General features: G+C 38.0%; 11 protein-coding genes and 1 other annotated feature. Of the genes, 10 read left to right on the top strand and 1 reads right to left on the bottom strand.

Annotation, left to right across the window (positions count from 1 at the left end; all coding sequences use genetic code 11):
• The first annotated feature begins 15 nt into the window (after nucleotides 1-15).
• The 7 genes from NKR74_RS18900 to ysxE all read left to right on the top strand — a co-directional run bounded on the left by NKR74_RS18900 (nucleotide 16) and on the right by ysxE (nucleotide 7169).
• The gene (locus NKR74_RS18900) at nucleotides 16-849 is read left to right on the top strand and encodes a cytochrome c biogenesis protein (RefSeq protein ID WP_253630510.1); all 834 of its coding nucleotides are present in this window, start codon (nucleotides 16-18) and stop codon (nucleotides 847-849) included.
• Between the two features lie 13 nt (nucleotides 850-862).
• On the top strand, nucleotides 863-1792 hold the full coding sequence (gene hemC / locus NKR74_RS18895; RefSeq protein WP_253630509.1) for a hydroxymethylbilane synthase: 930 nt from the start codon (nucleotides 863-865) through the stop codon (nucleotides 1790-1792).
• A 4-nt stretch (nucleotides 1793-1796) separates the two neighbouring features.
• Nucleotides 1797-2558 carry a uroporphyrinogen-III synthase gene (locus tag NKR74_RS18890; RefSeq protein WP_253630508.1) on the top strand — a complete coding sequence of 254 codons (762 nt, stop codon included), beginning with the start codon at nucleotides 1797-1799 and terminating at the stop codon, nucleotides 2556-2558.
• Nucleotides 2559-2593: 35 nt separating this feature from the next.
• On the top strand, nucleotides 2594-3583 hold the full coding sequence (hemB, locus tag NKR74_RS18885; RefSeq protein ID WP_253630507.1) for a porphobilinogen synthase: 990 nt from the start codon (nucleotides 2594-2596) through the stop codon (nucleotides 3581-3583).
• Nucleotides 3583-4872, top strand: coding sequence for a glutamate-1-semialdehyde 2,1-aminomutase (gene hemL, locus NKR74_RS18880; RefSeq protein ID WP_253630506.1), 1290 nt, complete (start codon nucleotides 3583-3585; stop codon nucleotides 4870-4872). The genes hemB and hemL overlap by 1 nt, the downstream gene beginning before the upstream one ends.
• Before the next feature lie 134 nt (nucleotides 4873-5006).
• The gene (gene spoVID / locus NKR74_RS18875; protein WP_253630505.1) at nucleotides 5007-5990 is read left to right on the top strand and encodes a stage VI sporulation protein D; all 984 of its coding nucleotides are present in this window, start codon (nucleotides 5007-5009) and stop codon (nucleotides 5988-5990) included.
• Nucleotides 5991-6143: 153 nt separating this feature from the next.
• Nucleotides 6144-7169: a spore coat protein YsxE gene (gene ysxE, locus NKR74_RS18870; protein WP_253631182.1), complete on the top strand. Its 1026-nt coding sequence runs from the start codon at nucleotides 6144-6146 to the stop codon at nucleotides 7167-7169.
• 86 nt (nucleotides 7170-7255) lie between these two features.
• Here the strand turns inward: ysxE and NKR74_RS18865 are convergent, their stop codons facing one another.
• A complete protein-coding gene (locus NKR74_RS18865; protein WP_098305093.1) occupies nucleotides 7256-7450 on the bottom strand; it encodes a hypothetical protein in 195 nt (64 codons plus the stop codon).
• Nucleotides 7451-7704: 254 nt separating this feature from the next.
• Nucleotides 7705-7935 (top strand) — a binding site (T-box leader).
• 39 nt (nucleotides 7936-7974) lie between these two features.
• Here NKR74_RS18865 and NKR74_RS18860 point away from each other — a divergent pair.
• The 3 genes from NKR74_RS18860 (at nucleotide 7975) to NKR74_RS18850 (ending at nucleotide 13173) form a co-directional block, all read left to right on the top strand.
• Nucleotides 7975-10620, top strand: coding sequence for a valine--tRNA ligase (locus tag NKR74_RS18860; protein WP_098305091.1), 2646 nt, complete (start codon nucleotides 7975-7977; stop codon nucleotides 10618-10620).
• Nucleotides 10621-10737: 117 nt separating this feature from the next.
• Complete coding sequence (locus tag NKR74_RS18855; protein ID WP_253630504.1) at nucleotides 10738-12048, top strand: bifunctional folylpolyglutamate synthase/dihydrofolate synthase; 1311 nt, start codon at nucleotides 10738-10740, stop codon at nucleotides 12046-12048.
• A gap of 156 nt (nucleotides 12049-12204) precedes the next feature.
• The gene (locus NKR74_RS18850) at nucleotides 12205-13173 is read left to right on the top strand and encodes a stage II sporulation protein B (RefSeq protein WP_253630503.1); all 969 of its coding nucleotides are present in this window, start codon (nucleotides 12205-12207) and stop codon (nucleotides 13171-13173) included.
• The last annotated feature ends 103 nt before the right edge of the window (nucleotides 13174-13276 follow it).

Raw genomic sequence — 13276 nt, 5'->3', positions numbered from 1 at the left:
GGAAAGGATAATCGGATGAGTGTTTTAAACAATAGCATTATTTATCATATTGCCATTATTTTATATGCCTGCAGCGTGAGTTTATATTTCATAGATTATTTCCAAAGTAACCGAAAGGCAAATCGGATTGCCTTTTGGTTACTTTCGGTTGTATGGGTATTATATTCTATATTTATGTTACTTCGAGCAACAGAAGCGAAAATCAATCCTGTTTTAACGTTGCTATCGGGTATTTATTTCTATGTATGGCTATTAATTACATTATCATTAGTTATTAACCGATTTATGCGTATTGATTTTTTAGTCTTTTTTACAAATATGATTGCATTTGGTGTAAGCGCTGTTTCTATTTTTACTCCGCTTGGAAAAATGTCGCCGGTGTTGGCCAATCAATTGGTATCGGAGCTTGTCTATGTGCATGTTGGTATGGCGATTATTTCCTATGCAACATTTACAGTTTCCTTTATTTTTTCCATTATGTATTTAATTCAATATCGTTTATTAAAACAAAAAAAATGGAATGCAAGATTAAGGCGTTTAGGAAATTTACCAAAGCTTGATTCTATGTCATACGGTTTGAATTTATTTTCTATACCATTCTTTTTATTAGCTATTTTGCTTGGGTGTATATGGGGATATACGAAGTTAGATAATTTTCATTGGTATGATGCAAAGGTAATCGGATCTTTCGTTGTTTTATTTGTGTACTGTGCGGGTATTTATTTGCGCGGATCAGATACATTGCAGGGGAAGAAAATTGCAAGTTGGAACATCGGGGCATTTCTCGTCATGTTAATTAATATTTTTCTATTTAGCAGTTTATCGAATTTCCATTTTTGGTACTTATAGAGGAGAGAAAAATATGCGCAAAATTATTGTAGGATCAAGAAAAAGTAAATTGGCATTAACGCAAACACATTGGTTTATCGATCGATTGAAAGCACTAGGATTGCCATATGAATTTGAAGTGAAAGAAATTGTAACGAAAGGTGACGTTATTTTAGATGTGACACTTTCGAAAGTAGGCGGAAAAGGATTGTTCGTAAAAGAGATTGAACATGCGTTGCTTACAAAAGAAATTGATATGGCTGTTCATAGCATGAAAGATATGCCAGCAGTACTTCCTGAGGGATTAACAATTGGATGTATTCCAAAACGTGTGGATCCACGTGATGCGTTTATTTCTAAAAATGGTGAATCGTTTGATGAGTTACCAGAAGGAGCCGTTATCGGTACAAGCAGTTTACGTCGTAGTGCGCAGTTGTTAGCAGCGCGCCCGGATTTACAAATAAAATGGATTCGTGGAAATATTGATACAAGGCTTCGTAAGCTAAAAGAAGAAAATTACGATGCTATTATTTTAGCAGCAGCAGGACTAAAGCGAATGGGCTGGGCGGATGATGTGATTACAGGATACTTAGATGAAATGGTATGTGTACCAGCTGTTGGACAAGGTGCGTTATCCATTGAATGCCGAGAGGATGATGCTGATTTATTACAATTACTAAGTCATCTGAATGATAGTGTAACAGCGAAAACAGTTGAAGCAGAACGAGTATTCCTTCATAAGTTAGAAGGCGGCTGCCAAGTGCCGATTGCTGGATATGCAACGCTGAAAGAAGATGACCAAATTGAATTAACAGCTCTCGTTGGATCTGCAGATGGAACTGTCTTATTGAAAGAAGTTGTTATTGGTGAAAGTTCCCAAGAAGTTGGAGAACAAGCAGCAGACTTGTTAATCGGGCGAGGAGCGAAGGAACTTATTGCTTTAGCAAATCAGGAGCAAAACTAGCAATATGCCTTCTCTTTGTGGAAAAACAGTGCTAATTACGAGAGCTAAGCAACAGGCGAAGCAAATGAGTGCCGAAGTGCGAAAGCAGGGCGGAATTCCATTAGAAATTCCGCTTTTGCATATAACAGCAGCCGCGTATGAACAATTTCAACAAGTGCGTGATGAATTAATCACGTATGACTGGATTATTTTCACAAGTAAAAATGGTGTGAATTTCTTTTTAGATGGTATGAAGCAACCGTTACCACATACCCTTAAAATTGCTGCAGTTGGTGTGAAAACAAAGAAAGAATTAGAGAAACGCGGCTATACTGTCCATTTTGTACCAACAGCATTCGTAGCTGAAGCATTTGCGGAAGAATTTGTGAGTTATATAGGAAGCGGGACGCGTGTATTACTGCCAAAAGGAAATCTTGCAAGAGATGTGATACCGGAAGCATTGCGAGGTCATGGTGCTATCGTACGTGAGCTTGTTGTATATGAAACTGCCGTCTATGTACAAAAGCGGGGGCACCTTATCGATGCACTGCAATCAGGAGAAATCGATGTGATTACCTTCACAAGTCCATCGACTGTGCAGAGTTTTATCTCATTGCTTGAGGATGAAAACTGGAGAGAATGGATAAAAGAATGTACAATTGCTTGTATAGGCCCCGTTACAGAACGAGAAGCGCGTAAGCATTTTCAAAGTCTTCTTATTCCGAAAGAATATACAATTGAAGCTATGTTACAATGCATTTCAGAATATTATTATAAAAATGTATAATAAAGTGAAACTTTAAGAATTGGAGATGGAAAGTTATGAATCCTTTACAATTTAACCGTCATCGTCGTTTACGACAAAGTGCAAGTATGCGTGCTCTTGTGCGTGAAACACATTTACATACAGAAGATTTCATTTATCCAATTTTTGTTTTAGAAGGAGAAAACAAACGTAATGAAGTTTCTTCTATGCCGGGTGTATATCAAATTTCTTTAGACCATCTGCAAGCAGAAATGCAAGAAGTTGTTGATTTAGGTATTCGTTCAGTTATCGTATTCGGTATACCTGCTGAAAAAGATGAAGTTGGTTCTTCTGCGTATTGTGAACATGGTATTGTACAGCGAGCAATTACGCAAATTAAAGAGAAATTCCCAGAATTAGTTGTAATCGCAGATACATGTTTATGCCAATATACGAGTCATGGCCATTGCGGTGTAATTGAAGACGGAATTATTTTAAATGATGAATCGTTAGAGGTTCTTGCAAAAACAGCAGTAAGTCAAGCGAAAGCAGGTGCGGATATTATTGCACCATCTAATATGATGGATGGATTTGTAGCGGCTATTCGTCATGCGTTAGATGAAAACGGCTTTGCGCATATTCCGGTTATGTCATACGCAGTAAAATATGCGTCTGCCTTTTATGGACCGTTTCGCGATGCTGCACATGGTGCGCCGCAATTTGGTGATCGTAAAACATATCAAATGGACCCAGCGAATCGTCTAGAAGCGTTCCGCGAAGCTGAGTCAGATGTGATGGAAGGGGCAGACTTCTTAATTGTGAAGCCAGCACTTTCCTATTTAGATATTATTCGTGATGTGAAAAATAACTTTAATCTTCCAGTTGTTGCGTATAATGTGAGTGGTGAATACTCAATGATTAAAGCGGCAGCACAAAATGGCTGGGTCAATGAAAAAGACATTGTTCTTGAAAAATTATTAAGTATGAAACGTGCCGGAGCAGACTTAATACTTACATATCATGCAAAAGATGCAGCGAGATGGTTACAAGAAGGGAGCGCACGATAATGAAAAGTTTTGATAAATCGATTGAAGCGTTTGAAACGGCAAAAGATTTAATGCCAGGCGGTGTAAATAGCCCAGTGCGTGCATTTAAATCTGTCGGTATGAATCCATTATTTATGGATCGTGGAAAAGGTTCTAAAGTTTATGATATTGATGGAAATGAATACATTGATTATGTATTGTCATGGGGTCCGCTTATTCATGGACATTCCAACGACCGGGTTGTTGAGGCGTTAAAAGCGGTAGTAGAAAAAGGGACAAGCTTCGGCGCGCCAACAGAAATTGAAAATAAATTAGCACAGCTTGTAATCGACCGTGTACCGTCTATTGAAATTGTACGTATGGTTAACTCTGGAACAGAAGCGACAATGAGTGCGCTTCGCTTAGCACGCGGTTACACAGGGCGTAATAAAATTTTGAAATTTGAAGGTTGCTATCATGGGCATGGTGATTCCCTTTTAATTAAAGCTGGTTCTGGCGTTGCTACGCTTGGTTTACCAGATAGCCCTGGTGTGCCAGAAGGTGTTGCGAAAAATACGATTACTGTTGCGTATAACGATTTAGAGAGTGTGAAATATGCTTTTGAACAGTTCGGTGATGATATTGCGTGTGTCATTGTAGAGCCGGTAGCTGGAAATATGGGCGTTGTACCGCCGCTCCCAGGATTTTTACAAGGACTTCGTGATGTTACAACAGAATACGGTGCACTTCTTATTTTTGATGAAGTTATGACAGGCTTCCGCGTAGCTTATAATTGTGGACAAGGATATTTTGGTGTAACACCTGATTTAACATGTTTAGGTAAAGTAATTGGCGGGGGACTTCCTGTTGGGGCTTATGGTGGTAAGGCTGAAATTATGAAGCAAGTAGCACCAAGTGGACCGATTTATCAAGCTGGTACACTATCTGGTAACCCATTAGCGATGACAGCTGGATATGAAACGCTTGTCCAATTAACACCGGAGAGCTATAAAGAATTTGAACGTAAAGCGGAAATACTTGAAAAAGGTTTACATGAAGTAGCTGTAAAATATGATATTCCGCATTGTATTAATCGTGCTGGTTCCATGGTAGGTATTTTCTTTACAGATGAAAAGGTTATTAACTATGAAACAGCAAAAACGTCTAATTTAGAATATTTTGCAGCATATTACCGTGAAATGGTAGAACAAGGTGTATTCTTACCACCTTCTCAATTTGAAGGGTTGTTCTTATCAACTGCACATAGTGATGCTGATATTGAAGCAACTATTGCAGCGGCAGAAATGGCTATGTCTAAATTAAAAGGATAATTTGTTAGTTCTTTTATTTTGTTAAATATGTGGGACAAAAATCGCTCTCAAGTGAGGGCGATTTTTTTATTCATAAAGTCTCTGTTTCTCACATAAACCTGTAATGACATATAGTTTGAGAGGGGGAATACGAAGTGGCAGCAGATCAACAAACTTCATTACGGTTTTCGTTAAAAGAATCTGTCTGGTTTCAAAAAGGACAGGAAGTCAATGAGTTACTTTCTATTTCGTTAGATCCTGATGTTGTTATAGAGGAACGTGAATATGAAATTGTTGTATGTGGACAGCTAGATTTAACAGGAGAATATATTGCAAAGGAAGAAATAGAGGTTTTTTCATTGCGAGAATTATCACCAGTTCGCACTGTAGATTATGTGGAAACACGTGAAGATGGTATAAATGAATTAGTACATTCGTTTCCATTGGAGATTTCTATTCCAAGAGGACGTGTGAAGCAAGTCGAAGATTTATATGTGGATATTGAAGAATTTGATTATGAATTGTTGGACAATGGCTGTTTGCAGCTTTTAGCAGATATTTCAATTCACGGATTGTGTAATGAAGAGCGTGAAGAGGAAGAAATATACGAAGAGGAAGAAATACAAGAAGAGGAAGAAATACAAGAAGAGGAAGAGGAAGATGGAGAAGAAATAAGAGAAGAGGAAGAAGAAGCGGTAGAGACTGATGAGTGGGAAGATTATGCCTTTGAGCCATTTCAGTTAGAAGCTCGTCAAGAACCAGAGCTTGATCTAGAAGAGGGGCAAGAAGTCGAGGAAGAGGAGGAAAAACAAGAAGAAGTCGCACCGCAGCTGTTTTTTGGACGTAAGGAACCGAAAGTAAAACAGGAAGCTGCCAATGAAGAGGCGCAAGAAGAAATTTCATACTCACAGCGAGATGAAAATGCGTTATATTTAACAAAATTATTTGCAAAGCAGCCGGAAGATGAATTTACAAAGCTGCGATTGTATTTTGTGCAAGAAGGCGATACGATTGAATCCGTTGCAGAGCGTTATGATACTTCCGTACAGCATTTACACCGTGTAAATCAAACGGATGATATTTATTTAACAGCAGGACAAATTTTGTATATACCAGTGCCAAAAGTGAAAACAAAGTGAGTGAAGAGAAATCTTCCTCACCTCTTTTCTTTTTTATCCCGCTATTTTTGGGCAGTAAAATCCCGATTGGTTCAACTAATCATCAGTGGAGGATGAAGCCCCCCACTGATGGAAGTTTCACTTTATGCTCTTGGAGAAAGGGTCGTTGTTCGTATGGACATGGAATTACGAGACCGTTATGCTTCTATTTTGCAGCTATATCAATTAGCTCCTGAACATATTGAGGAATATGGGAATGTAACAAAAATTTATACGAACCAAGGTCCATATGCGTTAAAAAAATTACCATCTCGGAAATTAGAACGAAGTAATCTTATGTATCATGTTCAATTTTTACGGGAAAAGGGCTTTACGAATTTTGCGCCGATTTATCATGCAAAAGATGGAAGTCATGTGTTCAATGATGGTGAATATAGTTATTATTTAATGCCTTGGCTAGGAAGTGCAGAAGGACAAGGTGAAGAGAATGATCAGTATCATAAAATGTTTCAAACACTTGCTTTGATGCACAAAAGAACGATGCGAGAGGAAGAAGTGAAGGAAGAAGTGCTTCAGGAACATTTTGATACTATTTCAAACCGTTGGGAAGAAGATGGAGCCCTATTAGAGAAGTTTTTAGTTGAATCTGAAGCAAAGTGGTATATGTCTCCGTTTGAATTGCAGTATTGTACGTACTTTCATCAGGCGCTGCGTGCTCATGAATTTGCAAAGAAACAGTTTACAGAATGGCATGAAGCGATGAAAGAAAAAGAAAAAACACGCATTTCATTTATTCATGGCAATGTTTCCATGAATCACTTTTTATTTGATTATCAGCGAAACGGCTATTTTATTAGTTTAGAAGATGCGCAGTTTGCTACCCCAGTTCAAGATATCGTTCAGTTCTATTCACGTTCCTTTAACACATATCCAATTGCAAGAAATGATCGATATGAATGGTACCAAATCTATCAAAATAATTTTGTGTTTACAAAGGAAGAAAAGTTACTTATGTTTGCATATTTAGCTTATCCAAAAACATTTATAAAGCAAGTGCAGTCATATATAAACGCTCGAAATGTGCGCAATGGAGCACAGGAGCTAAATGATGTAACGATGCTTCAACAAGCGCATTGGCTTATAAGTAATATTGAGTATTTTGTTGCACAGCTTCAAGCTGCTGCGCAAAAAGCGCAGTAAAATTAACATAAAGTGAAACTTCCATCAGTGGAGGTCTTACTGTTCGCGAATAGCAGAATAAAATTAGCCGTAGCCTCAAGAAGAGGTTACGGCTGAAAATGTAAGCGAACCGTTACTGCTATGAAAATAACAAGTATGACGAAATCTAAAAACGTAGGGAGAAGTAAAGTGCGAATGCCTTGGAAAATCGTGAGCGGGATTGCAAAGTCAGAAAACATCGTTTGTATATTTCTTAGCCATGAAGGGGCTGAAAAGTTATACGTGCGTCGAAAGCGTCGCATAATGGTCCTCCGTATTAGAAACTCCTCTAGGATGCAATCATAAGAGAAGAATAAATGTGATATTACATTATGCAGGATAAGCGTCTAATGTGCTTGTGCTACACTTTTCCATTTTCTTTGCATATGTTATAAAAAACTTGGCTAAGCTGATTGAAAATAGAATTAATAATTGTAGATGTAAGTCGAAAAATATTTTTATCTTGACGAATGTAGTTTCGTTTTTTACACTATTGTATATAATAAATAACAATTATATAAATGCATTGAAGGGGAAGAGTATAACATTAAACGTCTGCAGAGAGGAGAATTATTAGCTGGAAGATTCTCTAGATAGTCATGTTAGAAGGTAGCCCTGGAGCATCTTTTCTGAACGGAGTCATCTCATTAGGAAAAGACGGATTTGTCCGTTATCAAATTAAGAGTATAAGCAAATTTTGAATTTGTTTGTAAATAAAGGTGGTACCGCGATGTCCCTCGTCCTTTTTGGATGAGGGACATTTTTTTATTTTGAAGGAGGGAAAATAATGTCAAACACGGAAAAGAATTTACCGACTAAATATGATCATATGTCCGTTGAAGAAGGCCGTTATCAATGGTGGCTTGAAGGCAAATATTTCGAAGCAACAGGAGATGAAAAGAAACAACCGTATACAATTGTAATCCCGCCTCCAAACGTAACTGGTAAGCTGCACTTAGGTCATGCTTGGGATACGACGCTTCAAGATATTTTAACTCGTACAAAGCGTATGCAAGGTTACGATGTATTATGGCTTCCAGGAATGGATCATGCTGGTATTGCAACACAAGCGAAAGTAGAAGGAAAACTTCGTGAAGAAGGTATTTCACGTTACGATCTTGGCCGTGAGAAATTCCTTGAAAAAGCGTGGGAATGGAAAGAAGAATACGCTTCTCACATTCGTCAGCAATGGGGGAAAGTCGGTTTAGGACTAGATTATTCTCGTGAGCGTTTCACATTAGATGAAGGTTTATCTGATGCTGTTAATAAAGTATTCGTTCAATTATACGAAAAAGGTTTAATTTACCGCGGTGAGTATATCATCAACTGGGACCCAGCAACACGCACAGCTCTTTCTGATATTGAAGTAATTCATAAAGAGGTTCAAGGTGCATTCTATCATATGAACTATCCGTTAACAGACGGTTCTGGTCACATTCGTCTTGCAACAACTCGTCCAGAAACGATGCTTGGTGATACAGCGGTAGCAGTTCATCCAGAAGATGATCGTTACAAACATTTAATCGGAAAAACAGTTACACTTCCAATCGTTGGCCGTGAGATTCCGATTATTGCTGATGAGTACGTAGAAAAAGATTTCGGAACAGGTGTTGTGAAAATTACACCAGCTCATGACCCGAATGACTTTGAAGTAGGTAACCGTCATGACTTACCACGCATCTTAGTAATGAACGAAGATGGAACGATGAACGAAAAAGCTGGTAAGTATAATGGTATGGATCGTTTCGAATGCCGTAAAGAGTTAGTAAAAGATTTACAAGAAGCTGGCGTATTAGTAGAAATCGAGCCTCATATGCACTCAGTAGGTCATAGTGAGCGCAGCGGTGCAGTTGTTGAGCCTTACTTATCAACACAGTGGTTCGTAAAAATGGCACCACTTGCAGAAAAAGCGATTGAACTTCAACAAAAAGAAGAAGAAAAAGTAACGTTCGTACCAGAGCGTTTTGAAAACACATACTTACGCTGGATGGAAAACATTCACGACTGGTGTATTTCTCGTCAATTATGGTGGGGTCACCGCATTCCAGCTTGGTATCATAAAGAGACTGGTGAAGTATACGTAGGTACAGAAGCACCAGTAGATATTGAAAACTGGAACCAAGATAACGACGTACTTGATACATGGTTTAGCTCAGCATTATGGCCGTTCTCAACACTTGGTTGGCCGAATGAAGATGCAGAAGACTTCAAACGTTACTATTCAACAGATGCTTTAGTAACTGGTTATGATATCATCTTCTTCTGGGTATCTCGTATGATTTTCCAAGGTTTAGAGTTTACAGGAGAGCGTCCATTTAAAGATGTATTAATTCACGGTTTAGTTCGTGATGAGCAAGGACGTAAAATGAGTAAATCTCTTGGTAACGGTATTGATCCAATGGATGTTATTGATAAGTACGGTGCAGATGCAATGCGCTTCTTCTTATCAACAGGAAGTGCACCAGGCCAAGATTTACGCTTCAGCATGGAGAAAGTAGAATCTACTTGGAACTTCATTAATAAAATTTGGAATGCATCACGCTTCGTATTAATGAACATGGATGACATGAAATACGAAGATATCGATTTAACTGGTGAAAAATCAGTTGCAGATAAGTGGATTTTAACTCGCTTAAATGAAACAATCGAAAGTGTAACACGTAATATGGATAAATATGAGTTTGGTGAAGCTGGCCGTTCATTATACAACTTCATTTGGGATGATTTCTGTGACTGGTACATTGAGATGGCGAAACTTCCGTTATACAGTGAAGATGAAGCAGCGAAGAAAACAACTCGTTCTGTTTTAGCATATGTACTTGATCAAACGATGCGCCTATTGCATCCATTCATGCCATTCGTAACAGAAACGATTTGGCAGCACTTACCTCATGAAGGCGAATCTATTACAGTAGCGGCATGGCCGACAGTTCGTGAAGATTTACAAGACAAAGAAGCAGCAGCAGAAATGCACCTTCTAGTTGATATCATTCGCTCTGTTCGTAACATTCGTGCTGAAGTAAATACGCCAATGAGCAAAAAAGTTCAATTGCAAATTAAAGCAAAAGACGAAGCAGTACTAGCGCAGCTTACGAAAAATAGCTCTTACATCGAACGTTTCTGTAATCCAAGTGAATTAACAATTCAAACGGATTTACAAGCACCGGAAAAAGCGATGACTGCAATCGTATCAGGTGCAGAGTTATTCTTACCATTAGCTGATTTGATTAACCTTGAAGAAGAAAAAGCACGTCTTGAAAAAGAACTTGAGAAGTTTGACAAAGAAGTAGAGCGTGTACAGAAGAAACTTTCAAATCAAGGATTCGTAGCAAAAGCTCCAGCTGCAGTTATTGAGGGAGAACGCGCGAAGGAACAAGATTATCTAGAAAAACGTGAAGCAGTTCGCCAACGTCTAGCTGATCTTCAAAAATAAAGTTATTCGAAAGAGACTCACTATATTGGTGAGTCTCTTTTATTTGCGTATAATAGAGCTGAGATACTCTGTTGTCTTGGTTCGTTTTTTTGCCGATTTGAAAGGGGAATAACATACATGATACATACATATGAGGAAGCAATCGACTGGATTCATAGTCGTTTAAAATTTGGGATTAAACCAGGGTTAGAACGCATGCGATGGATGCTAGAGGAACTTGGAAATCCAGAGCGACATATAAAATGTGTTCATCTTGCGGGAACAAATGGAAAAGGTTCTACTCTCACATATATGCGCTATATGTTACAGGAGGCAGAGTATAAAGTAGGAACCTTTACCTCACCGTATATCGAAACGTTTAATGAACGGATTAGTACAAACGGAATGCCAATTACAGATCAAGAAATTACAGATCTCGTAAATATAGTCAAACCTGTTGTGGAAAAGTTAGATAAAACGGATTTAGGCGAAACGACAGAATTTGAAATTATTACTGTTATGGCGCTTTATTATTTTGGAAAGACAAATCCGTGTGACATCGTTTTATTTGAGACAGGTCTTGGAGGGCGTTTTGATTCAACAAATGTCATTCATCCTGTACTGAGTATTATTACAAATATAGGTCATGATCATATGCATATTTTAGGAGATACGCTAGAAGATATCGCATTTGAAAAAGCGGGAATTGTGAAATCAGGTGTTCCTGTTATAACAGGTGTGCAGCAAGGTGGAGCGTTAGAAGTAATTCGTACTATCACGAATGAAAAACGTTCTAACATATATGAACTTGGGAATCAATTTAAAGTGGAACATCTTTCTGCAGATAAGCAAGGTGAACAATTTACATTCTCGTCTCCATTCCATACATATGAAGACCTTTTCATTTCCATGAAAGGCCAGCATCAAGTGCAAAATGCTGCACTTGCGCTTATGGCGATTACGTACTTAAAAGTGTATCAGGCGTTCTTAATTGATGAGGAGCATATTCGAAAAGGATTAACTGAGGCATATTGGATTGGACGTTTTGAACAACTATCTACTCACCCACATGTCATTATTGATGGCGCTCACAATCCAGAAGGAGTGTATAGCCTTGTAGAAACTGTTCGTTCCCACTATAGTGAAAAGCGAATTATTGTTTTATTTACAGCGCTTGGGGATAAACAATTGGATGAAATGGTTAGACAGCTAGAAACAATTGCAGATGAAATGATCTTTACGACGTTTACGTTTGATCGTGCAATTTCCGCTGAGGCACTTGCTGCTTATTCAAAACGAGAATCGAAACATATTTTTAAGAATTGGCAGGAAGCGATTGATACAACAATGGCTTCTCTGCAAGAAGAGGATGTTTTCATATTAACAGGTTCTCTTTATTTCATATCAGAAGCTCGTAAATACGTTATGCAAAAAACTAGACAGAAATAAACTGTCTAGTTTTTTAGTTCTACAAATAAAGACGTAAGCATACATATAAGATAACAATATAGGATAATTTGACGAATCTCTATGACAAATATCTCGTTCTTTTTTGAAACGAGTATGATACGATGCTGGCAATGATAAGAAGTAAGGAGTGGGGGTATGGACAAGCAATCGCGAACAATTTCAATTAAAGTGAATGGAACGGAAGCCAATTATGTAGAAAAGAAAGAGCATGAGCAAAAGAAAGAAGAGTTTGAGTGGGTGCTGCCAGAGAATACAGTGACAAATAATGTTGTTCCGTTTCAAAAAAATGTATTATCTTCCATGAAAAAAGGGAAAAAGGGATGGAGTAATACTTTCATTTTGACAGTATCCACAGCGATTGTAATTGGGACGGGATTTGGAATGGGAATGCTGCATCTGTTAACAGGTCAAGAAACAGTTCGTGAAACTACAGCCCCAGTAGCAAATGTTACAGAGAAAAATGAGACGAAACAATCAACAAATGAGAAAAAAGAAGAAAATAAAGCAGCATCAGCAGCTTTATCACCGCTTACTATATATTTTGTGCAGGGCGGGGTATTTTCTACGAAAGAAAAGGGACAGGCATCGTTAAAGGAGTTACAAGAAAAAGGAATCCCTGGAGCAGTTATGCAGTCAGGAGATAAATATTTACTCGTTCTTGGAATGGCACATGACGAGCAATCTGTTATGCAGATGATGGAGCAATATAAACAAAAAGATATATCAGTGATGAAAAAGAAATGGGAGATTGCGGATCAAGCACTTCTAAAACAGGATCAAGACTACGGATCGTTTTTTGAAAAGCTACAATCATTGTATGAAAAATTGCTGCAACAAGCAGCTGCGATGCAGTCTGGAAATAAAATAAATAAAACAAATATAGAACAAATTGAAAATGAGTGGAAGGCAATAAAAAAAGAGGAAACGGCATTGAAGCGGGATGATATAAAAAAAATATTTACGTATGCATCAGTGGCTGTGCAGACAATACAAGAGGGAAAACAAGATGTGACAACAATGACAAAATTGCAGCAAGTTTTAGTAGATAGCTTTCTTTCTTATGAAAAAATAGTTTCGCAAAAAACAAAAACGTATAATAATTAGATAAGGTTTAACTCATTATCCCGCTATTTGCGGGCAGTAAGACCCTCACCTCAAGATTCAGAGAGAAGCGAAGAAGATAGGTGAGGGATGAAAAAATCCCCCA

Origin of the sequence: Bacillus sp. 3103sda1, from assembly GCF_024159135.1 — a bacterium.
GTDB classification, from domain to species: Bacteria; Bacillota; Bacilli; order Bacillales; family Bacillaceae_G; genus Bacillus_A; species Bacillus_A rhizoplanae.
Note: the sequence above shows the minus strand (reverse complement) of the source record. Positions and strands in the feature narration are given on the sequence as shown.

Coding starts and splice junctions, on each gene's coding strand:
- ysxE (WP_253631182.1), top strand. CDS start 6,144: ATGGACATGGAATTACGAGACCGTTATGCTTCTATTTTGCAGCTATAT.
- NKR74_RS18865 (WP_098305093.1), bottom strand. CDS start 7,450: ATGCGACGCTTTCGACGCACGTATAACTTTTCAGCCCCTTCATGGCTA.
- hemB (WP_253630507.1), top strand. CDS start 2,594: ATGAATCCTTTACAATTTAACCGTCATCGTCGTTTACGACAAAGTGCA.
- hemC (WP_253630509.1), top strand. CDS start 863: ATGCGCAAAATTATTGTAGGATCAAGAAAAAGTAAATTGGCATTAACG.
- NKR74_RS18855 (WP_253630504.1), top strand. CDS start 10,738: ATGATACATACATATGAGGAAGCAATCGACTGGATTCATAGTCGTTTA.
- NKR74_RS18890 (WP_253630508.1), top strand. CDS start 1,797: ATGCCTTCTCTTTGTGGAAAAACAGTGCTAATTACGAGAGCTAAGCAA.
- NKR74_RS18850 (WP_253630503.1), top strand. CDS start 12,205: ATGGACAAGCAATCGCGAACAATTTCAATTAAAGTGAATGGAACGGAA.
- hemL (WP_253630506.1), top strand. CDS start 3,583: ATGAAAAGTTTTGATAAATCGATTGAAGCGTTTGAAACGGCAAAAGAT.
- NKR74_RS18860 (WP_098305091.1), top strand. CDS start 7,975: ATGTCAAACACGGAAAAGAATTTACCGACTAAATATGATCATATGTCC.
- NKR74_RS18900 (WP_253630510.1), top strand. CDS start 16: ATGAGTGTTTTAAACAATAGCATTATTTATCATATTGCCATTATTTTA.